This is a genomic window from Herpetosiphon sp. NSE202 (assembly GCF_042688385.1).
In the GTDB taxonomy this organism is placed as follows: Bacteria; Chloroflexota; Chloroflexia; order Chloroflexales; family Herpetosiphonaceae; genus Herpetosiphon.
On sequence record NZ_JBHUPY010000011.1, the window covers coordinates 1 to 19,853 of the forward strand.

The 19,853-nt window shown below is 52.1% G+C and carries 22 protein-coding genes; 13 read left to right on the top strand and 9 right to left on the bottom strand.

Going from position 1 to position 19,853, the window contains the following annotated elements; all coding sequences use genetic code 11:
* The first annotated feature begins 291 nt into the window (after positions 1 to 291).
* From ACFMKP_RS13315 to ACFMKP_RS13325, 3 genes are read left to right on the top strand one after another with little or no spacing between them, the layout of a single operon-like run.
* Complete coding sequence (locus ACFMKP_RS13315; protein ID WP_382292470.1) at positions 292 to 1,119, top strand: MOSC domain-containing protein; 828 nt, start codon at positions 292 to 294, stop codon at positions 1,117 to 1,119.
* A 29-nt stretch (positions 1,120 to 1,148) separates the two neighbouring features.
* Complete coding sequence (locus ACFMKP_RS13320; RefSeq protein ID WP_382292471.1) at positions 1,149 to 1,355, top strand: YwbE family protein; 207 nt, start codon at positions 1,149 to 1,151, stop codon at positions 1,353 to 1,355.
* Complete coding sequence (locus ACFMKP_RS13325; protein ID WP_382292472.1) at positions 1,348 to 1,971, top strand: histidine phosphatase family protein; 624 nt, start codon at positions 1,348 to 1,350, stop codon at positions 1,969 to 1,971. Before ACFMKP_RS13320 ends, ACFMKP_RS13325 begins: the two co-directional genes overlap by 8 nt.
* Positions 1,972 to 2,097: 126 nt before the next feature.
* Here ACFMKP_RS13325 and ACFMKP_RS13330 read toward each other — a convergent pair whose 3' ends face one another.
* Positions 2,098 to 2,745, bottom strand: a complete 648-nt coding sequence (locus tag ACFMKP_RS13330) for a hypothetical protein (RefSeq protein ID WP_382292473.1) — start codon at positions 2,743 to 2,745, stop codon at positions 2,098 to 2,100.
* Between the two features lie 24 nt (positions 2,746 to 2,769).
* Positions 2,770 to 3,063, bottom strand: a complete 294-nt coding sequence (locus ACFMKP_RS13335; RefSeq protein WP_382292474.1) for a hypothetical protein — start codon at positions 3,061 to 3,063, stop codon at positions 2,770 to 2,772.
* A gap of 285 nt (positions 3,064 to 3,348) precedes the next feature.
* On the opposite strand from ACFMKP_RS13335, the gene ACFMKP_RS13340 reads away from it, so the two are divergent.
* The 7 genes from ACFMKP_RS13340 (at position 3,349) to scpB (ending at position 9,463) form a co-directional block, all read left to right on the top strand.
* On the top strand, positions 3,349 to 4,200 hold the full coding sequence (locus ACFMKP_RS13340) for a tetratricopeptide repeat protein (RefSeq protein ID WP_382292475.1): 852 nt from the start codon (positions 3,349 to 3,351) through the stop codon (positions 4,198 to 4,200).
* Between the two features lie 165 nt (positions 4,201 to 4,365).
* On the top strand, positions 4,366 to 5,520 hold the full coding sequence (locus ACFMKP_RS13345) for an aminotransferase class V-fold PLP-dependent enzyme (RefSeq protein ID WP_382292476.1): 1,155 nt from the start codon (positions 4,366 to 4,368) through the stop codon (positions 5,518 to 5,520).
* Positions 5,521 to 5,550: 30 nt separating this feature from the next.
* Positions 5,551 to 5,946: a hypothetical protein gene (locus ACFMKP_RS13350; RefSeq protein ID WP_054536518.1), complete on the top strand. Its 396-nt coding sequence runs from the start codon at positions 5,551 to 5,553 to the stop codon at positions 5,944 to 5,946.
* A 22-nt stretch (positions 5,947 to 5,968) separates the two neighbouring features.
* On the top strand, positions 5,969 to 6,370 hold the full coding sequence (locus ACFMKP_RS13355) for a succinate dehydrogenase, hydrophobic membrane anchor protein (protein WP_382292477.1): 402 nt from the start codon (positions 5,969 to 5,971) through the stop codon (positions 6,368 to 6,370).
* A gap of 12 nt (positions 6,371 to 6,382) precedes the next feature.
* On the top strand, positions 6,383 to 7,873 hold the full coding sequence (locus ACFMKP_RS13360; protein WP_382292478.1) for an FAD-binding protein: 1,491 nt from the start codon (positions 6,383 to 6,385) through the stop codon (positions 7,871 to 7,873).
* A 28-nt stretch (positions 7,874 to 7,901) separates the two neighbouring features.
* Positions 7,902 to 8,654, top strand: coding sequence for a succinate dehydrogenase/fumarate reductase iron-sulfur subunit (locus tag ACFMKP_RS13365; protein WP_382292479.1), 753 nt, complete (start codon positions 7,902 to 7,904; stop codon positions 8,652 to 8,654).
* 32 nt (positions 8,655 to 8,686) lie between these two features.
* A complete protein-coding gene (gene scpB, locus ACFMKP_RS13370) occupies positions 8,687 to 9,463 on the top strand; it encodes an SMC-Scp complex subunit ScpB (RefSeq protein ID WP_382292480.1) in 777 nt (258 codons plus the stop codon).
* A 267-nt stretch (positions 9,464 to 9,730) separates the two neighbouring features.
* Here scpB and ACFMKP_RS13375 read toward each other — a convergent pair whose 3' ends face one another.
* Complete coding sequence (locus tag ACFMKP_RS13375) at positions 9,731 to 10,408, bottom strand: YitT family protein (RefSeq protein ID WP_382292481.1); 678 nt, start codon at positions 10,406 to 10,408, stop codon at positions 9,731 to 9,733.
* A 184-nt stretch (positions 10,409 to 10,592) separates the two neighbouring features.
* On the opposite strand from ACFMKP_RS13375, the gene ACFMKP_RS13380 reads away from it, so the two are divergent.
* Positions 10,593 to 11,717, top strand: a complete 1,125-nt coding sequence (locus ACFMKP_RS13380) for a S1C family serine protease (protein WP_382292482.1) — start codon at positions 10,593 to 10,595, stop codon at positions 11,715 to 11,717.
* 417 nt (positions 11,718 to 12,134) lie between these two features.
* On the top strand, positions 12,135 to 13,232 hold the full coding sequence (locus ACFMKP_RS13385; protein WP_382292483.1) for a M20 family metallopeptidase: 1,098 nt from the start codon (positions 12,135 to 12,137) through the stop codon (positions 13,230 to 13,232).
* 399 nt (positions 13,233 to 13,631) lie between these two features.
* Here ACFMKP_RS13385 and ACFMKP_RS13390 read toward each other — a convergent pair whose 3' ends face one another.
* The 5 genes from ACFMKP_RS13390 to ACFMKP_RS13410 all read right to left on the bottom strand — a co-directional run bounded on the left by ACFMKP_RS13390 (position 13,632) and on the right by ACFMKP_RS13410 (position 17,938).
* On the bottom strand, positions 13,632 to 15,554 hold the full coding sequence (locus tag ACFMKP_RS13390; RefSeq protein WP_382292484.1) for a hypothetical protein: 1,923 nt from the start codon (positions 15,552 to 15,554) through the stop codon (positions 13,632 to 13,634).
* 15 nt (positions 15,555 to 15,569) lie between these two features.
* Positions 15,570 to 15,944: an EamA family transporter gene (locus tag ACFMKP_RS13395; protein WP_382292485.1), complete on the bottom strand. Its 375-nt coding sequence runs from the start codon at positions 15,942 to 15,944 to the stop codon at positions 15,570 to 15,572.
* A gap of 214 nt (positions 15,945 to 16,158) precedes the next feature.
* Positions 16,159 to 16,569: a hypothetical protein gene (locus ACFMKP_RS13400; protein WP_382292486.1), complete on the bottom strand. Its 411-nt coding sequence runs from the start codon at positions 16,567 to 16,569 to the stop codon at positions 16,159 to 16,161.
* Positions 16,538 to 17,149 carry a class I SAM-dependent methyltransferase gene (locus ACFMKP_RS13405; protein ID WP_110519106.1) on the bottom strand — a complete coding sequence of 204 codons (612 nt, stop codon included), beginning with the start codon at positions 17,147 to 17,149 and terminating at the stop codon, positions 16,538 to 16,540. Before ACFMKP_RS13405 ends, ACFMKP_RS13400 begins: the two co-directional genes overlap by 32 nt.
* Before the next feature lie 33 nt (positions 17,150 to 17,182).
* Positions 17,183 to 17,938, bottom strand: a complete 756-nt coding sequence (locus ACFMKP_RS13410) for a class I SAM-dependent methyltransferase (RefSeq protein WP_382292487.1) — start codon at positions 17,936 to 17,938, stop codon at positions 17,183 to 17,185.
* A gap of 400 nt (positions 17,939 to 18,338) precedes the next feature.
* On the opposite strand from ACFMKP_RS13410, the gene ACFMKP_RS13415 reads away from it, so the two are divergent.
* On the top strand, positions 18,339 to 19,148 hold the full coding sequence (locus ACFMKP_RS13415; RefSeq protein ID WP_382292488.1) for a TrmH family RNA methyltransferase: 810 nt from the start codon (positions 18,339 to 18,341) through the stop codon (positions 19,146 to 19,148).
* Here the strand turns inward: ACFMKP_RS13415 and ACFMKP_RS13420 are convergent.
* Positions 19,124 to 19,828, bottom strand: a complete 705-nt coding sequence (locus ACFMKP_RS13420) for an HAD family hydrolase (RefSeq protein ID WP_382292489.1) — start codon at positions 19,826 to 19,828, stop codon at positions 19,124 to 19,126. The two genes, ACFMKP_RS13415 and ACFMKP_RS13420, sit on opposite strands and share 25 nt — an antisense overlap.
* Positions 19,829 to 19,853: the final 25 nt, after the last annotated feature.

Genomic DNA, 19,853 nt, shown 5'->3' on the forward strand with positions numbered 1-19,853 from the left:
GCATGATTTTTGGTGAACATTGATGCTCCCCCTCGCCCGCGTTTTCGTGGGAGAGGGGGCTGGGGGGTGAGGGAATGTTTGACCATCACGCTTTTTTAAACCTACCCTCTCTTCGTGCCCTTCGGGGATCAATCGTTTAACGCAGAGGCGCAGAGAAATATGGCTATTGGCTTTTGACAATAAGATACCAAATAACCCCGATAGCCTATAGCCTATAGCCTATAGCCTGATCCTCTCGCCTTGTGCTTGCTCGTATAATGCGTTTAATTGTTGGCATTCGAGGAGGATTCAATGGCACAAGTAATTGATCTGGCGATTTATCCAATTAAATCGACAGCAGGGATTAAGCTCGATCAGGCGCGGTTGGAGCTGCGTGGCTTTGCCAACGATCGCCGTTGGGCAGTCGTTGCCAGCGAAAATCGGCGCATTATCACAGCGCGCGAGCATGGCAAATTGTTGGCAATTCGCAGCGAAATTACTGCCGAAGGCTTGCTCGTCCATTTACCAACCTTAGCTGAGCCGCTCGCCTTGCCCAAATTGTTTAGCCCGATTGAGCGTGTCAATTTATGGGCCGAGGAACAGCACCCAGCCATGGTCTATAACGAGGCGATTAATCAGGCCTTCAGCGAGTATCTTGGCCTCGATTGCTTGGTGATTTATATGGGCGAAGGCTGTGAGCGAGCGTTGCCAACCGAGATGGCTTCGGGCTACACTGGGCGCAGCGACGACCGTGTGAGCTACGCCGACGATTATCCGATTTTGCTGGCTTCGCAGGCTTCGTTGGATGACCTCAACCAGCGGCTTGAACAACCAGCAAGCATGACTCAGTTTCGCCCAAATATTGTGATCGATGGTGAGCAAGCCTACCAAGAAGATCACTGGCAGTGGCTACAAATCGGCGAATGTTTGTTTGAAGTGGCCCAAGCATGCCCGCGCTGTGTGCTGATCACCGTCGATCCGACAACTGGCGAGAAACATCCTAAGCAAGAGCCATTGCGCAGCTTGGCTCGCTATCATAAAACCGCTGGCGGCGTACCCTTTGGCATTCAATTAGTCCCACGCAAGTTGGGCACAATTCGGCTTGGCGATCAGCTCGTTGTGCTCAAGCAACCTGTATAATTCAGCAATTACATTTTTGAGGAGCAACAATGAACGGTCAACAACGCAGCACAATCAAACCAGGACTCCAAGTCGCGATTGTGCTCAAGCAAGATCAGGCGACAGGCAAAACGACAACCGGCATTGTCAAAGATATTTTGACCAAATCGCCAAATCACCCGCATGGCATCAAAGTGCGCTTGGTGAGCGGCGAAGTCGGGCGCGTCAAGCAGATTTTAGGCCCGGCGAATGCGTAAAATTGCCCTCGTAACCCATCCTGAATCGCAACACCATGTTGAGCAGAAAGTTGGCGGCTGGTATGACACAGGTTTGACCGAGCTTGGACAGCAGCAAGCCACGGCAATTGCGGCAGTTTTGGGCGCAGAATTACCCCAATCCAGCCCAATTTATAGCTCCGATTTGCAACGCACCACCCAAACTGCTGAATTCATCGCCCAAGCCTTGCACAGCCAAGTTGTGCTCGATCAGCGCTTACGCGAAATGAGTTATGGTGCTGCTGAAGGTCGCGATCAAGCGTGGTTCGATCAGCAGATCATTTATCCGCCACATGGTGCAGGTCGGCTTGATCATCGCGTCTATCCAAGCAGCGAGAATCGGCGCGAAGTGGCAACGAGGGTTTATGCTGCCATGGAAACGATTATCAACTCAGCAGCGCAACAGCTGGTGATTGTGACCCATGGCTTTGCTGCCAGCTTTGTGATTGCGGCCTGGATTGGGATGCCAATTGAAGCGCTTGGCTCTGTTGCATTTCAAGTTAATTCGGGCAGCATTTCGTGGCTAACCCAAAGCACACCATTTAATAATCGCACGCTTGCCAGCTTAAATGATACACGCCATTTGGCAACGCTTTGAACAATGCGCCATGATCGATCTGCTACTGACAAAAAGACTGTAGCATCATGAAATGGCGCACTTTGTTTCATTTAGATACTAATAAATGGACAGAATAACAATAATATTCCTAATCCATCATCTTAATTACCAAAATGCTGTTGCTAAACATCCCATAATTGCATAATAACCCCAAAGCAATTCAATAATCGGATGAAATGTGATTAATATTCCTAAACCGGCTACGATAAAACTAGTAATAATTACTAATATTTGGGTTCGTTCTGGTTTTTGAGGATGAGTAATATTCGCTGCTAATTCCTGAGCCATTGACATACCAGTAACAAACAATGTTGCTGCGGTAATTGGCACTAATATCAGCGATAGCCATATGATCGATCCTTCATCGTTATTGTTACGATTATCAGCAACATCAGCAACACTGGCAAAAGCAACTGTTCCAGCGGACATTTCGATTGGACCACAGGAGACAAATGGTGAGAAAAAAAGAAAAAATAAAATAAACCCTGTAATCATCATAACTCTTGTTGAAAGTTCCATTGCTAGAAATTTTTGCGTTTTTTGAGGAGCATAAGTTTGGGTTATACCCATTGGTGCAGGATTGGTGGATGAACTCAGCCATTCGTTGCAAAAACGACATTTTTTAGCATCAACTAAAATTTGTTCAGCGCAATAGGGGCAAGGTTTGGTTGCTGCAACGCCCGCGTTGGCGGATACTGTCTGATTGATAGTGCCACTTGTCATTATTGGAGGATTTATAGCTAATGGATTCATATGCAATGCTGCACTTGGCGCTGGTTAATTATCTACAGAAACAGCTTGTGGTATATATGTTTGGAGTGCCAATTTCCACGAAGAACTACGATTAACAATCGATGCATGGGGTTCTTTTTGAAGCACCTCAACAATTTTAGTTCGCACATCGGAGGGAGTATAAGGAGCATCAAATAATTCTAAAAGCGCTACAACGATGCGCGAATGCGAGTCACCCAAGGTTGCGATAATTCTCACCTGATCGAGTAATGCCGAACCTTCCGCAGTTTTGAGATCAGAAACGATTTGATTGACTTTTGAAATACTTATACCACTCATACTAGTCAGCTCCTGCTTCAGTAAGTATATGAAGATAAGCCCTAGAAAATAATTTATACCTTATTATACTTTATAAATGCATATTTTACATCTGTTGACATCGATTACTTGATATGATTAATTATAACAAAATCTATCAGTAAATCAGAGCTTTAATCAAATGGTAGCAATTATTTGTTATGAAAATTGTCAGCAAAGAAACTTCACAGAACGCTTGACAGTGATTCATGCAATTCTTTAAAATAGCAAGGCTGTGCTATTTAATCGGATTGGAGCACCAAAATCATGGATATTGATGCGCTGTGGGAATATGCTGATCCTGCTGCGAGCGAGAGTCGCTTTATTCAAGCCTTGGCCGAAACAACTGGCGATGATCAGCTTGAACTGCTGAGCCAAATTGCGCGAACCTTTTCGTTGCGTGGGCGCTTTGCCGAAGCCCACGAACGGCTTGATCAGCTGGAAGCTCAATTAAATGGAGCAAGTGAACGGCCTCAAGTGCGCTACTACCTCGAACGAGGCCGCACCCACAATGCTGCTGGCGAACATGAAATGGCAAGTTATTTCTTTAACCAAGCTTGGGAACTCGCCTCGCAAGCAGGTCTGGTTGGCTTGGCAGTTGATGCGGCGCATATGCTGGCGATTAGCAATCCTGGCAGCGAACAAGCCTTGGTTTGGAACCAGCGCGGCTTAGCCTTGGCCCGCAACTCGGATGACCCCAAAGCCCAAGCATTAATTCCCGCCATGCTGAATAATGCAGCGTGGGACTTCCATGAACGGGGCAAGTTTGCTGAAGCTTTGGCATTATTCAAAGAAGCAGAGCAAGCGTGGATAGCGCGTGAACGCCCACGCCAAATTCAAATTGCGCGCTGGTCGGTGGCCCGCTGTTTACGCTCGTTGGGCGAATATCAGCAAGCGCTCGACTTGCAACAAACGCTCGCCGCCGAATTACAAGCAGCAGAGCAGAGCGATGGCTTTGTGTTCGAAGAAATTGGCGAGAATTTAGCGGCATTGGGTGAGCACGAGGCGGCCAAACCCTATTTTGAGCAAGCACTCAATGCTTTAGCCCAAGATCCATGGTTTGTGCAACATGAGGCAGCACGCCTACTCAACCTCAAAATTCGCGCTGGCAAAGCCTAGACCCCTCAAGCGAATCAATGCCTACTGATTGGCTAAAATTGCTGATTACAAGGCATTGATTTGCGTTCGACACTCCCATTAAACTGCGCTATAATCCAAACAAGTTTCTGGAGTTGCTGATTCGCGAGCCTCTGATCAGAAATTTCTGATCGGCAGGTGATATTTGTGTTTACAACCATGAGCACTGCACCGCGTGATTGGTTGGCAAGTCGGGCTGAGTTTCCGATTTTAAGCCGCAAAACCTATCTCAATACCTGTTCGCTTGGCGCATTGAGCACCCGCGTACGTTCGGCAGTTAATCAGCATTTGGATTTATGGGAAGAGTACGGGGCTTCGGCTTGGTATAAGATTTGGCTTGGCGAGTGCGCTGGATTGCGCGCCACCACCGAACGCTTATTCAACGCGCCTGCTGGCTCGGTGGCCTTGGCTCCAAGCGTTGGTGTGGCACTTTCGGTGCTGGCCAGTGCCTTGGATTATCGCCAACGGCCTAAGGTTATTTCAACCGTCCTTGATTTCCCAACAATTCCCTATCAATGGTTGGCGCATCCTGAGGTCGAGGTGGTGCTATTGCCCTCGCCCGATGGTGTGCACGTGCCGCTTGAAGCCTACGAGGCCGCAATCGACGAGCGCACAGCCTTGGTGGCAACCTCGCATGTCTTTTTTGCGAGTGGCACGATTCAGCCAATTGCTGAAATTGCCAAACTGGCCCATGCCAAAGGTGCGCTCTGTCTGATCGATGGCTATCAGGCGGCGGGCCAAGTGCCAGTTGATGTCGTTGCCAGCGATTTGGATTTCTACATGACTGGGGGCTTGAAGTGGCTGCTTGGTGGCACGGGCATTGTGGAATGTTATGTGCGACCAAGTTTAATTCCGCAGCTTAAGCCCACGGTTGCAGGCTGGTTTGGTCATGCCAAACAATTTGCCTTCGACCCAAACAGCTTTGAGTTTGCCCCCGATGCGCGGCGTTTTGAGGTTGGCACACCAGCTTTGGCGGCGGTGTATGCAGGCCATGCTGGCATGCAAATTATCCTTGAGCATGGCGTTGCGGCAATTCAACAACGCACGAGCGAGCTAGTGGCCTATTTGGTGGCCAAACTGCGCGATGCAGGCTATCAATTAACTATTGCTGGTGACCCACAGCAGCATGCAGGGATCGTGATGATCCAAAGTGCCGAGCATGCCAAGCTAGTGGCCGCCTTGGCTGAGCAGGGAATTATTGTTGATCACCGGCCTGGCCATGTGCGGGTATCGCCATTTTTCTATACCGTAGAAGCAGAGCTTGATCTTTTTGTGGAACGCTTACAGGCTCTCAGCCAGTAATTTGGAATTCAGCATCAATAAGGAGGTTACGTGTCCACTCGCACGATTTTGGACCGTTATCAAACGAGTGCCTCGTATCTAGCGCGCATTTTACTCCGTTTTTCGGGCTTGTTGCTCACGGTGTATATGCTGACGTACATTTGGGAATTGAGCACGGTTATTCGCACCAGCGACGAACCGGCTGGCACCGCTGCGGCGGCCTTCAACACGGCGATGGCAGCGTATAACACAACCTTTTGGCATATTACCCATGCGGTGGTTGTGGCGATGGTGGTGTTGCATGCCCTGACTGGCTTGCGGGTTTTGACCCTTGAGGCTGGCATTGGCGCGCGCTTCCAACGCGCCTCATTCTGGCTTTCGTTGGTCTTGACGGTGGCGCTGTTTGTGCTGCTCTTTATTAAGATTATTGCCAATATCGCGGCATAACGGCTGGAAAGGAATCGCTTCAATGGTGCACCGAGACGTTATCAGCGTTACAAGCCGCGCGCAAAAGGTTAAAGTAGAACCTGGTGCGGGCACGCTGTTGTGGATTTTGCAACGCCTTTCTTCGTATGGTTTGTTGCTGTTTTTGCCAATCCACCTGTATTTTACCTATTTCACCAAGTTAGATACACCAGTGCTGACCTATGAAGGCGCTCGTGAAACCTTCCGCGCATTTCCAATTTGGTATGTGCTTAACGAAGGGTTGTTGTTACTGTGTGCGCTGTTTCATGGCTTAAACGGCTTTCGCAATGTCATCTACGACTGGACAACCAATAGCGCTGTGCGCCATACGGTCAACTTTGTGTTGATTGTCTTGGGTATCGCCGGAGCAATTTTGGGTTTCTGGACGTTGTGGGCTTTGGCATAAGGAGTGTCGTCTGTGATTCAGCATGATGTAATTGTGGTTGGCAGTGGCATCGCTGGGATGCGCTGCGCCCTTGAAATTAAACGCACTGCGCCGCAAGCGAATGTGGCGATTGTAACCAAACAATATCCAGTGCGCGCCGCTTCGGTGGTCGAACGCACTGGCATTGCTGCCGCCTTAGGCAATAGCAGCGCCGATAGCGTCGAAGCCCATATCAGCGATACGCTGGCTTATGGCAAAAGCAATAATGCCGCCGCTGTCAAAGCGCTGTGCGAGCTGGCTCCCGCTGCTGTGTACGAATTAGAGCACATGGGCTTGCCATTTAGCCGCTTAAAAACTGGCCGCATTGCCCAACAACCAGCCTATGGCCATAGCCAACCACGCTTGGCCAACGCAGGCGACCAAACCGGCCATGCGATTGTCACGACCTTGTATGGCGAAGTGATTCGCTTTGGTATCCAAGTTTATCCTGAGCAGTTTATGCTGGGCTTGGTGGTCGATGGCAAAAATGTGCGTGGCGTAAGCGTGCTCGATATTCGGAGCAGCGAAATTAACGTCATCAATGCCAAAGTAACGGTGCTGGCAACAGGCAGCTATGGCCAATTGTATGCCAATTCAGCAGATTCGTATGCCTCAACTGGCGATGGCCATGCCGCCGCTTTGCGCGCTGGCATCAGTCTGACAGGCATGGATCTGGTCAGTTTCCATCCGTTGGGCGTGGCCAACACTGGCTTGATTATCAACGAACGGGTGCTGGCTGATGGCGCACATCTGCTCAACGCAAGCGAAAAGCGCTTTACCAACGAGCTAGCGAGCTTGGATGTTGTGACCGCTGCAATCAATGCAGAAATTGCCGCTGGCAATGGAGTTGATGGCCATGTTTGGCTTGATGTGCGGCATCTGTCGACCAGCCAAATTCGCGAGCGCTACCCACACGTCTTGGATTATGCCGAAGATTTCGCTGGCGTAAACCCCAAGCACGATTTGATTCCAGTCAAGCCAACCCAACAAGCGACGCTTGGTGGCTTGGCAACCGACCTCAACGGCAGCGTAGCAGGCTTCGAAGGCTTGTATGCAGTTGGGGCATGTGCCAATAACGGCGTGCATGGCGAGCAAGCCTTGCCTGGTAACGAATTGGCCGCCGCTGTGGTATTTGCCAAATTGGCAGGCGCAGCAATTGCCGCCAAACTTGGCACAGCTGTCTATGGCAATGTGCCAAGCTACGCCACCAGCAACGCCAGCGATGAAATTGAAGGCTTGCTGAGCCAAAAAGGTGCGCATAAACTAGGCTTGGTGCGCAAAAACCTGCGCCATGCCTTTAGCAGCCAAAGCGCCAGCAATGAGCAACAAGTTGGCTTTGTGCATAGCCTGCGCGACCAGTTTGGCCAAATTGGCTTGCACGATAAAAATCGCCGCTTTAATACTGAATTGCTCGAAGCCCTAGAGCTTGATCGGCTGCTTGATGTGGCCGACGCTGTGGCAAAAGCAAGCGTGGCTGCGCTCTAAGCGCTAGAAACCTAGTGGAGTAGTTTCAATGAAAGTAACTTTTCGTGTGCCACGCTTCGATGCTGCCACCGATTTTACCGCAAAATATCAGATCTACCACGTCGAGGTAACGCCCTATACCACGATTCTTGACGCTTTGAACATTATCAAAGAAGAGCAAGATAGCACCTTGGCGTTTCGCCGTGGCTCGCAATCGGGGATCGACGGCAGTTGTGGCATGATGGTCAATGGCCGCAATCGTTTGGCCTCGACCACCCGCGTGATGGGCTTGAACGCAACCGAAATTGCCTTGGCACCATTACCTGGCTTCCCCGTCATTCGCGATTTGGTCGTGGATTTCGATTCGTTCTTTGCCAAAGATGCAGTGATGTTGCCCTACTTGGTGACCGACATCGCCAAGCCAGAAGATGGCAAAGAGCGCTTGCAAAGCCCCAAAGATGCCAATCGCATTGCCTTGGCTGCAACCTGTAACCAATGTGGCTGCTGTACATCGGCATGCCCAGTTCACTGGAGCAACGGTGAATACTACGGCCCATCGGCCTTGACCCGCGCCTATCGCTTTGTCGAAGATTCACGCGACACCGCCATCAAGGCGCGCTTGGAGATTGTTGGCTCAGAAACTGGGGTTTGGCGCTGTCACACCATTTTCAACTGCTCGGAATGCCCCAAAGCCATTCCAAACGGCGAGAATATTCAAGCCCTCAAGCGCAAAATCATGCTTAACAAGATTGGCCTTGGGCGGATTGAAGTTAAAGTTGCTCGCACCGAAGCAACCGTCTAAATTGCATGAGCGGGCAATCACCACGACAAACTATGCTGCGCCGTTGGCTCAAGCTGTTTGCCGTGGTGATTGCCCGTTTGGTTCAACACTTCGCCAAATCACCAAGCCATTTAGCCATGAATGTAGATCAAGAACTACCTATGCTTAGCACCGCAACCGATCAGCCTGAGCTTGCAGCCGATGTTGGAGTTGATGAGCCAGCAGCATTGATCGAGCCGATCGATCAGCCAAACCCCGAGCCAAGCCCAAGCCCTGAGCATTTGCACCCCGATTTGTTGTTGCGCGCCGAAGCTGTGCTGTTTGTGGCAGGCGATGCGGTTGAATATGCAACCTTGGCCAAAGCGCTTGAATTGCGCGAACACGATTTGCCCTTGTTGATTGCCGATTTACGCCAACGCTTCACTGGGCGCGGGATTCGCCTGCAAGATCAAGCTGGCACCTTGCAATTGGTCAGCGCCCCCGAAGCCACCAGCGCCCTCGAACGCTTTTTAGGCGTAAGCCAACCGCAAAAACTCTCGCCAGCAGCGCTCGAAGTGTTGGCAATTATCGCCTATCGCCAGCCAGTCACACGAGCTGGGCTTGAAGCAATTCGCGGCGTGGATTCGAGTGGTGTAGTGCGTTCGCTCTTGGCACGCGAGCTAATCTACGAGGTTGGCCGCGCAGAAACGCTTGGCCGCCCAGTGCTCTATGGCACTACCAGCCAATTTTTGCATATTTTTGGCATCACCAGCCTCGAAGAATTGCCAGCCTTTAATTTTGAGCGCCAAGCTCCAGCCGACTCCGACGCTGCCCAAGAACGGTTGTTTTAATTTCGCTCAGCCCAAACCGTTGGCCGAGTGAGGGGCTTTTGGTTGAGATCCCCTCACCCCAACCCCTCTCCCGTGGCGCGGGCGAGGGGCTTTTGGTTGCTAGATTTAACAAAATTATCTGCTAACAAATCAGTGCGCCACCGCGCTCGTGCCAAGTGGGAGCGAGGCTTTAACGCCATGGTTCTTCGGCAATTCCTTGGTAAAAACGGGTGCTCCCCCTCGCCCGCGTCCAGTGGGAGAGAGGGCTGGAGGGTGAGGGAACATCCATTACGCCAACGGTGCAGCCTCGACTGGCTCAGCTGCAACAGGCTCAGGTTTGGCCGAATGGGGCAAGGCCTTGAACAATTTCAGCCCCCATTGCACCGCTGGGCCAATGCTCACCGCAAACAGCAAGGTTCCCCAGCCAACATCGCCGCCCATGATCCAGCCCAAAAAGAGCACCGAAAGCTCAATGCTTGTTCGGACATGGCGCACTGGCCAGTTGAAACGCCGCACCAAAAACAGCATAAAGCTATCACGTGGGCCAGCACCCATATTGGCCCCAATATAGGCTCCGATGCCGATACCACACAGCAGTAACGCCAGCAGATAGTAGCCCAATTGCCACGGCCACGTTGCTACGATGGGAATCAACGGCATGGTTAAATCAGTGACCAGCCCAATTAAAATAATATTGCTAATTGTGCCCCAGCCAAAGCGAATATCAACCAACAGCAACATTGCCATCAGCGCAAAGCCAACCAATTCGCTGACCAAGCCGACTTTCAAGCCGGTCAGTTTGTTAATCCCTTGGTGAAAGAGATCCCACGGCCCCAACCCAAACTGGCTCTGCATCATAAAACTAATTGCTAGGCCATACATGCTCAAGCCAAAGATTAATTGAACCCATTGGCGGGCAGCAACTGGCCGAAAATCGAAGTGGCGGGCGATAAATGAACCAAACATAGAGCCATCCTTGTGGAGCAATAATCCAATAGCATGTGTTTTAACAGATTGTCCTAGCGACAACGAGTGACAATCAGCAAACATGGATCAGGACAATTATACCGAACTTTATCTGTAGGAGGATGGCGCTGCTTTTGCTATACTCGGCGTAGGTTGCAAATTGGACTAGCTTTTTGGAGGTTGTATGCAGCTTCGTGACCGCTTAGGCTGGATGTTAAGTGGAATTTTGCTGGGAATGTTGTTGATGGTCAGTTGCGATGTCGTTACTCAATCGCCAACCGCGCGGCCAAGCGTCGCCGATGCGGCGATTGTGCCGTCGAATGTGCCGCAGGCAACAACCGCTGCACAACTTCCGGTCAACCAAGCATCGGTCGATGCGTATAGCAATGTGATTCGGGCGGTCTACAATCGCGGCAATCCCTCAGTTGTGCGCATCGATGTGCAAAGCAGCCAAGGCGAATCGCTTGGCACGGGCTTTGTGATCGATAAAGAGGGCCATATTGTGACCAATAATCACGTTGTCGGCACAAGTAGCAGCGTTTTGGTCAATTTTATCGATGGCGAGGCCGCAATTGCCGATTTGATTGGGATCGATAGCGATTCAGACTTGGCAGTAATTAAAGTGCGCAATCCAAATCCCAACATTTTAGTGCCTGTCGAATTTGGCGATTCGTCAGCGATTCAAGTTGGCGATGTGGTGGTGGCGATTGGCAATCCCTATGGAGAGAATCGCACTGCCACAGCAGGGATTATTAGCGCAATTCGCGGGGCCAAGAACGAAGGCGGCGGTAGTACCTTCTCAATCCCGGGCGTTTTGCAAACCGACGCAGCGATTAACCCAGGCAATTCGGGCGGGCCGTTGTTCAATAGCCAAGGCCAAGTGATTGGGGTCAATACCTTCATTCTCGACCCATCAGGCCGGGGCGCGAACATCGGCTTGGGCTTCGCAGTGCCAGCCAATTTGGTCAAGCTGGTTGCGCCAGCAATTATTCGTGATGGCAGCTATACCCACCCATTCTTCGGTGCAGCCTTGGCCAGCGCCGACAGCTACTTTGCCGAAGCCAATAACCTGCCCAGCAAAGGCGTTGTGATTACCCAGCTCTACGAAGGGCCAGCGGCACAAGCAGGGTTGCAAGTTGGCGATGTGATTGTAGCAATCAATGGTCAAGCAGTGCTCGAATCTGGTGACGTGATTGCAATCTTGGAGCTAACCACCCAACCAGGCGATCGGATTACGGTCTCGGTAGCCGAGGGTGGTGGGCGCACCCGCGACGTGCAAGTCCAAGTTGGTGCACGTCCAGGCCGCTAGAAGGTAGGTTTCCTCACCCCCCAGCCCCCTCCTTTCAAGGGTCGGTTTTGAGCGATTGGTCGGCGGTGGAGCGTTCCCTCACCCCCCAACCCCCTCTCCCACGAAAACGTGGGCGAGGGGGAGCACCCGTGGTTCACCAAGGAATTGGGAGCGAACCATGCTGTTAAAGCCCCTCGCCCGCCGCGTGGGAGAGGGGTTGGGGTGAGGGGTTCAACACCGCCAGCCGCCGCCCCACTCAACGCGGGCGACGGGGAGCCGTCGGGAATGCCCAACGAATCAGGTGCAAACCACCGTAAAAGCCCCTCGCCCGCGCCACGGGAGAGCGGTTGGGGTGAGGGGATCTTCGCTCTTTAGCCCTAGCGCATTGCGTTAGGGCTTTTGTTACAATACAGCTAGGCTTAGCGAAAGGGGTTTTGTGTGTCGATTCGTACAACCTTGGTTGATCTGACCACGCGCTTGGTGGCAATTCCCAGTGTTTCCGCCGAAAAGCGCGATTTACAGCCAGTGATTGATTTAGTGGTGGCCGAATTAGCCGCTTATCCAGCGGCGCAGTTGCATCATCGCGATGCAAGCGGCTACCCGATGTTGGTGGTTAATTTTAGCCAAGAGTTGACTAGCGATATTATTTTAAACGCCCACCTTGATGTTGTGCCAGCCCGCCCTGAGCAATGGCAAGCCTTCGAGCGCGATGGCAAATTGTATGGGCGCGGCACACAAGACATGAAGGGATCAGCGGCGGTCTACATTGAAATTATCAAAGAAATTGCTCAATTGCCTGCCGAACAACGCCCAAGCGTGAGCTTCCAATTTGTCACCGATGAGGAAATTGGCGGGGCTAATGGCACGGCCTTATTGCGCGATGAAGGCTGGCATGCCAATTTATTTATTGCTGGCGAGCCGACCAACCTCAATATTTGCCATGGAGCCAAGGGCATTTTGTGGTTGGCGGTTGAACAACCGGGCGTGCCTGCTCACGGTTCGCGGCCTTGGGAGGGCGTGAATCCAATTGAACGCTTGGCCAGCGGTCTTGGGCGCTTGTACGACTATTATCCAACCCCTGAGCAAGAAATTTGGCGTACCACGGTTACGCCGTCGATTATCAAAGGCGGCGATGCTGGCAATCGGATTCCCGCCAATGCCCAGCTTAATCTCGATATTCGCTGGACACCAGAAGAAGGCGCTGATGCGGTGATTGATAATGTGAAGCAAGCTTTTGCCACGCCCAGCGAGCCGAATGCCAACGTACAAATTTTGCATCGCGGCACGGCGCTCAACACAGCTGCTGAGGAGCCAAATTTACAGCGGATTGTTGATGCTCAGCAAACCAGCCTTGGCCGCCAAGCCCAGCTATTCCGTGAGCATTTCGGCTCCGATGCCCGTTTCTACAGCGATGCGGGAATTCCAGCGGTTTGTTGGGGTCCAGAAGGCGCAGGCCTGCATACCGACGACGAGTGGGTCAGCATCGCTGGCTTAGTCGATTACTATCACGCGGTCAAAGCCTTGCTTGGGCTGTAATTGATCCACGAGAGCGAGGGATGAGGGGCGAGGGATCAGGGTTCAGTGAAACGGAACCGCGAAGCGCGCGAAGGACACGAAGATAAGGCTCTAGGCTCTGGGCTATTGCTCTACCACAAAACGTTCCGCTAGCCCATAGCTGTACTGGTTCATTGGGTTGGCAACCATGTTTCATGCCCTCACCCCCAGCCCCTCTCCCACTGAACGCGGGCGAGGGGAGCACCGGTTTTTACCAACGCAGTGCGCAAGAACCACGCGATTAAAGCCCCTCGCACGCCACGTGGGAGAGGGGTTGGGGTGAGGGGTCAAACCGTCGTTAATGCAATGTTCCGATAGCCCATAGCCCATAGTCTCATCGCACTTTTGAATTTTGACTTTTGTTCTATGTTCTTAATGGCTCTACGGCACAAACGCCCCAGTGCGATACTCGATGATAAAGTCAGTCCAGAGCACCATTGAGGCGGCGATAATGAACAAGCTGGCGGCAATCGCACTGGCACGGCCAAAGCGCCCACGTTGGGCCAATGTTGCAAGGCCAACCCCGCCGCTCAACGCCAAAGCAGGCAAGATAAACAGCCACCAACGCACGGTTTGCTCCGACCAAATTAATGAGCTAAGCGAAAGCACAAAGGTTGCGAGCCAAGCCCAAATTGGCGTTGCCAAACGGGCTAAACCATGGCGCAAGCTGAATGCTCCGCCCAAGCCGACCAACCAAAACCAAGCCGGAACCCGCCCGTCGAGCGCAAGTAGATCGTTCCACACCACGCCCCACAATTTTTGGCCGAGCGGACGTGGCGCTGGGCAAATTACCCCATTGTTGGCGAGCGTTGGGTCGCCCAAGAAATTGCTGTAATACAAACCAACCGCCAACACCACTGCACTCGTGCCAATCACCACCAAGCGTCCAAGCACCGACCATTGGCGTTGCCAAGCCAAAAATCCGGCGAGCGCCACGCCCCACAACCCAAGCGACAACATCGTGCCACTATGCTGTAAGGCCGCAACCGTCAGGCCGGCGATTAGGGCTGGTTGCCAAGCTCGCGGCTGATTGCTGGCCAGCCACAGCCCAAGCCACGCCAGCACAGGCAAGGCCAGCGCCTGCCCCAGCACATTGCTCCATTCGCCAATCACCATTGCCCGCAGCATCGCCAATGGCGCAAGATACAGGCTGGCCGCCCACAATGCCGCCCGCGCTGGCGTTCGCGCATCGCGAGTGCGATCCACCAGCCACCACAGCAACGGAATAACCATCGCATCGGCAAACGCCCCAAGCACCTGAATCAAAATGCCTCGATTGAGGCTGGCTGGCAGCAATACACTCAATGGTTGGGTGAAGAGATAGGTGCCAGGTGGATAGGGCGAACGGCCAGCACCCGCAGCACAGGGCAAACCTTCGGTAAACAGCAAATCGCCAGAGCTGGTGCTGGCAAGGTTGTTGACGTTTAACAGCAGATCGCTAAAGTTGGTTTGCGGATGGCGAATGCCAATCAGGCGCAAGGCCAAGCCAAGCGCCGTCATGCCAGCGACCAAGGCAATTTCGGGGTTTTGGCGACGTTCAGCCAACCACCGCCCCAACCCAACCACCAGCAAACAGCCCAAGCTAATTGTGCGCAATTGGCATGTATCGAGCGTGATGATCGTGCGCACTGTTGCCAACAACACGCCCAAACCACTGCTCGTTACCAGCATTGCGCCAGCAGCCGTCAGCGGAGCCAAGCCTGCCAACGCCGCGCCCAAGCCAACCACAATCACCAACACCAGCAAATCGAGCCAACCAGCCCATGGCATAAACCAAGTATGGCTCAGCGGCTGAACTTGCATGCGATACAACACTACGCCTAACAAGCGCGGGTCTGGGCTGGCATTATAGGTCGGCGCTTGCAATTCGAGCTTGAGGCCACCATCGGCGCTGGCTGGGGCAAATATATGCAAGGTGCGTTGGCCTGGTGGCAAATCGGTGCGAACTTCAGCAGCATTGGCTTTGAGCAAAAACGGGGTTTGGGGCACTGATGGCGGCGCTAAACTGAGCCGAACAAGCTGCGCGCTGCCATTCAGATAGGGCACATCAATCGTTGCTTCTGGCTGCGTCCAGCGATAGGTTTCTGTGGTGCTCAGATCAACGGTGGCTGGTTCGGGGGCATGCACATTGGTAAGATAAGGCTGATCGTACATCAAGGCAAATTGCTCGCCCGACTCGCCAATAACTAAATCGCCACCAATCGCCAAGTTGAAAGGAACTAAACGTTGCCAGCCAAGCCATAGCAACAGCCCAGCAACGATGCTGCTTAGCAAAATTACACGGGCATATCGACCCACAGCCATCTGCACAAACGCCCCTTAAAATCCGCTACCACGAATAATCAACAGAATGCCGACCACAATAATAATCGCCCCAAACATCTTTTCGAGGGTCAGAGTTTCACCGACAAACCACCATGCAAACACAATCGTCGCGACATAGCTCAAACCAAGCAGGGTATAGCTCAGCTCCAAACGCCACCAAACTACGCTGCTAATCCAGGCTATGATGCCAACAAACAGCAACAGCATGCCCAGCCAAACTTGCCAACGCCGGAGGCCATAGCGCAAGACTTGCAAGGTGCTTAAACGGTTTGTGTGGGCTAGTTGTACCCCAACCATGCCTGCGCGAACAATTAAATTGCCAAGCATCATCGCCAGCACCGCACCAATAATCCACCACGTTTGCATCATGTCTTTGCTCGTTTGTTGTATGTAGGGGTCAGGGACTAGGCTTCAGGGATAAGGTTTGATTCACGAAAGGCATGAGGCTCTAGGATCTAGGCTATTGGCCCAACAAATTTCTGTCAGCCCATAGCCCATGCTCTGCGCCTCTGCGTTAAATCCAACGCTTGTCTCAATTCATTTCATCCTTCATCCCTCATCCTTCATACTTTCTGACCCCTTGTTAAATACTATGCCCACCGCGAAACAACAGGCTGACTCCAACAAAGACCAATCCAATGCCCGCAAGGGTTTGCCACGACATGCCACCGCCAAACCACCACCAATTGATCAGCACCACAATAATCGTGGCGATGCTCCACAATGGGTAGAAAAAGCTCAATTGACGGCGCGCCAGCAAGGCAAGCCATGGAATGAGTGAAAGCAAAATCAGGCCAATGCCCAAAATGCCCCAGAAACTTTGGCTCACCTGCCACAAGCTATTTAAACTATGCTGCGATGCAGTCAGCAAGGCCTTGCGATAACACAATTGACCAGCGATCAGCAAGCCAATGGCACTGCTAAACAAGCGAATAGCAGTGCCATGCTCGCCTACTCCCCGTTTAATCGACGCGGCTAAAACGGTAAACTGCATAATCACAAATTCCACTGCGAATCGACCAGCGGCGTTGGATGGTAAAGTAAGGCGCGAATAAGCGGCCATAATCTTCGTCTTGGCGAATTGCATCACCCCGATCAAGCCAATGCATCAAACGCCCGGGCAGATTCCACCAATCTTGGGCTGGAATATCCTCAAGCATCAAAATTTCGCCGCCAGGAGCCAAAACGCGGTGCAGTTCGCGGGCCGTAACTTGGGCCAATGCATCATCAAGATGGTGAATCACGCCCACAATTAAGGCTGCATCGAAACTGGCATCGCCAAAGGCCAAGGCATTGCCGTTCATCACGCCAAAACGATGCTCGCTGAGCGTGGCGGCATAGCGCACATAGCCTTGCGAAAGATCAACGCCCATATAGCTATGCTGCGGAAACGATGCAGCAAATTCACCAGTGCCACAGCCAAAATCCAAAAAGCGCCGCGGCTTGGTTTGCAGCCATGGCGTAAGTTCGTCGGCAATTGCGGCGCGTTCGCCAACATAATTATTTTCAACAATCCGCCGCAACGTGGCCCATAAAGCTGGTCGTTGGGCAATATTGGTTAAAAAAGCTTGCATGTAATGTTCTCAATCTATAAATCTATCGTGTGATTATACCGAATGATTGGGTTTTTGGGCGAGGGTCAAAATTGATAGCCCAAATGGAAAGCGTGCGCCCGATTCGAGCCAACGGGCTTCGAAGTTCATGGCCGCGCCAAATAGTTTGTTGGCCAAGCGGCTTGGCAATTGCATCGCCGAGTCGCTGGTTGGCACACTTGGCCGTAGCCGCTCGATCAAGCGCTGCACCAAAATTAAGGGAAACAGCACACTATTGATATACGAACTGCGTTCAATCGTAAAATCGGCGGCCCGCAATAACTGCTGAACTTCCTTGTTGGTGTAGCGGCGGCGGGTATGCACCGAACGATCGTGAGCAGAATAGAGCCAATGGTAAGCTGGCATGCGCAGCAAAACCCAACCACCAGGCTTGAGCACGCGATATATTTCTTGCAAGGCCGCCACTTCGTCGGGCACTGCGCGATGGTACAACACCTCAAACGAGGTCACCAGATCAAAGCTTGCATCGCGATAAGGCAAGGTCAGCACCGAGCCTTGGGTCAGTGGCGCATCGGTTTTTTGGCGGCCCAATTGCACCGCTGCTCGCATTAAATCCAAGCCATAGGCTGGGCCATAATCGCCAAGCAAATAAGCGACGTTGCCCGCCGTGCCACAACCAGCGTCGAGCGCGCGCCAAGCGCGATGCACTGGCAATTGATCAAGCCATGTTTGGGCGATGTGGCGCATGCCAACATACCACCAATGTTGCTCCTCAACCGCCGCCATCACGCTATATTCAATATTTTCCACAATGTTGCCTTTTAGCAAGAACTCCGCACAGACTATACCATAAAAGCCCTTGATCAAGTCAAAAATCAAAAGGCAAAAGGCAAAAAGAACAGAGAGCATAAAGAAAAAGTCAAAAGAACAGAGAGCATAGGGATAAATTATGAAGGATGAATTATGAGGGATGAAATAAAATCAAAAGTCAAAAGGCAGAAGTCAAAAAGCCTCATTGCAACAATCCGTGGCTCAAAGAATCATCCTTCGTGCTCTTCGTGCCCTTCGTGGATCAAAAACTTAACCTTCGTGCTCTTCGTGCGCTTCGTGCCCTTCGTGGTTTCGGCCCTTCGTGCGCTTCGTGGATCAATTTTGCGCATTGGTTGTTACAATAGCTCTAGCACCAATTGCAACCAGAAAGTTTTAAACCATGTTAACCAGCAGAAATAACCCCACAATTAAACAGATTCGAGCCTTGCGCCAGCGCCGCGAGCGTGAAGCCAGCGGCCGCTTTTTTATCGAAGGCATTCGCAATGTCACCGAAGCAACCCAAGCCAACGCTCCAATCGAGCAATTGATTGTCGCGCCCGACTTATTGCGTAGCCAATTTGCCCAAGAATTAGTTGAGCAGCAACGCCAACAAGGCACAACAATTCTCGAAGTGAGCGGCGAGGTTTTTGCCAGCCTTTCGAGCAAAGATGGCCCGCAAGGCTTGGCCGCAGTTGTCCAGCAACAATGGTCTAGCCTCAACGATATTACGCCCAATCAAGGGCTGTGCTGGATCGCGCTCAACGCGATCAGCGATCCCGGCAATTTGGGCACGATTTTGCGCACTGGCGATGCGGTCGGCGCAACTGGGGTGATCTTGCTTGGCGATTGCACCGATCCCTATGATCCAGCAACCGGACGCGCCAGCATGGGAACCTTATTTAGCCAGCGCTTGGTCAAAGCAGCGTGGGCTGAATTTCGCCAATGGCTCGGCCAAAGTGGCTTTAATCTGGTTGGGGCGGCAGATTCGGCCAGCAACCATTATCGCAGCTATCGCTACCCCCAACCATTAATTTTGCTGATGGGCAGCGAGCGCGAAGGCTTGGATGCAGAGCAACAAGCACAGTGCCAAGCCTTGGTCAGCCTGCCAATGCACGGCCAAGCCGATTCGCTGAATTTGGCGGTAGCCACGGGCGTGCTGTTGTATGAAATTTTGGCCCAAGCCGATCAAGCAGCTGCCAACAAGGCCTGAATCTCGGCAATCGCCTGTTGATTTGAGCGATACAGAATCGCGTTAATGCCAACAGCGTGGGCGGCTTCGACCACCACCTCAATATCATCGAGAAAAAACATCTCGTGAGGCTGGATGTTAAGCCGCTCGCAGGCCAAACGATAAAAGGCTGGGTCGGGCTTTTTCAAGCCTTCTTCGTGCGAATAGATAATCAAATCGCAGCAATCTTCAAAGCCGTAGGCGGCTTGTTCACGCTGGCGTGCACCCACAAAACTATTGCTCAAAATCGCAGTCGTATAGCGTGGGCGTAGGCTGGCAAAAAATTCAAGCAATTCGTGATTAAGCGTGCCCAAATATTCAGCCCATAAATCGGCTAAAAAGGCAGCTAATTGACGTTCGTCCAAGCCTAAGCGTTCGGCGATGCCCGCTTCGACCACTTGCTCGCTAACCGTGCCGATGCTACCACCGAGCCAAAGGTCGTGCATTTGCTGGTTGATACTGCCCGCAGCCAAACCCAACTGTTGCTCCCAACGCTCAATCCAGCCAGTTGGGGGCGTAATTTCCAACACACCGCCAATATCAAAAACAATTGCTTTGATCATCATTGCCTCCAAATACCCGCCATCATGGCATAAAACCAAGGCCAAATACAATGAAAAATGGCTGAAAAGCAGCGTCGCAATGCTCTGGTATAATGCCACGTTGTGATCGATGAAACGATATTGA

Excerpts from the sequence above, each read along its gene's own strand:
- ACFMKP_RS13315 (WP_382292470.1), top strand. The coding sequence starts at position 292 with ATGGCACAAGTAATTGATCTGGCGATTTATCCAATTAAATCGACAGCA.
- ACFMKP_RS13320 (WP_382292471.1), top strand. The coding sequence starts at position 1,149 with ATGAACGGTCAACAACGCAGCACAATCAAACCAGGACTCCAAGTCGCG.
- ACFMKP_RS13325 (WP_382292472.1), top strand. The coding sequence starts at position 1,348 with ATGCGTAAAATTGCCCTCGTAACCCATCCTGAATCGCAACACCATGTT.
- ACFMKP_RS13330 (WP_382292473.1), bottom strand. The coding sequence starts at position 2,745 with ATGAATCCATTAGCTATAAATCCTCCAATAATGACAAGTGGCACTATC.
- ACFMKP_RS13335 (WP_382292474.1), bottom strand. The coding sequence starts at position 3,063 with ATGAGTGGTATAAGTATTTCAAAAGTCAATCAAATCGTTTCTGATCTC.
- ACFMKP_RS13340 (WP_382292475.1), top strand. The coding sequence starts at position 3,349 with ATGGATATTGATGCGCTGTGGGAATATGCTGATCCTGCTGCGAGCGAG.
- ACFMKP_RS13355 (WP_382292477.1), top strand. The coding sequence starts at position 5,969 with ATGGTGCACCGAGACGTTATCAGCGTTACAAGCCGCGCGCAAAAGGTT.
- ACFMKP_RS13365 (WP_382292479.1), top strand. The coding sequence starts at position 7,902 with ATGAAAGTAACTTTTCGTGTGCCACGCTTCGATGCTGCCACCGATTTT.
- scpB (WP_382292480.1), top strand. The coding sequence starts at position 8,687 with ATGCTGCGCCGTTGGCTCAAGCTGTTTGCCGTGGTGATTGCCCGTTTG.
- ACFMKP_RS13375 (WP_382292481.1), bottom strand. The coding sequence starts at position 10,408 with ATGTTTGGTTCATTTATCGCCCGCCACTTCGATTTTCGGCCAGTTGCT.
- ACFMKP_RS13380 (WP_382292482.1), top strand. The coding sequence starts at position 10,593 with ATGCAGCTTCGTGACCGCTTAGGCTGGATGTTAAGTGGAATTTTGCTG.
- ACFMKP_RS13390 (WP_382292484.1), bottom strand. The coding sequence starts at position 15,554 with ATGGCTGTGGGTCGATATGCCCGTGTAATTTTGCTAAGCAGCATCGTT.
- ACFMKP_RS13395 (WP_382292485.1), bottom strand. The coding sequence starts at position 15,944 with ATGATGCAAACGTGGTGGATTATTGGTGCGGTGCTGGCGATGATGCTT.
- ACFMKP_RS13400 (WP_382292486.1), bottom strand. The coding sequence starts at position 16,569 with ATGCAGTTTACCGTTTTAGCCGCGTCGATTAAACGGGGAGTAGGCGAG.
- ACFMKP_RS13405 (WP_110519106.1), bottom strand. The coding sequence starts at position 17,149 with ATGCAAGCTTTTTTAACCAATATTGCCCAACGACCAGCTTTATGGGCC.
- ACFMKP_RS13415 (WP_382292488.1), top strand. The coding sequence starts at position 18,339 with ATGTTAACCAGCAGAAATAACCCCACAATTAAACAGATTCGAGCCTTG.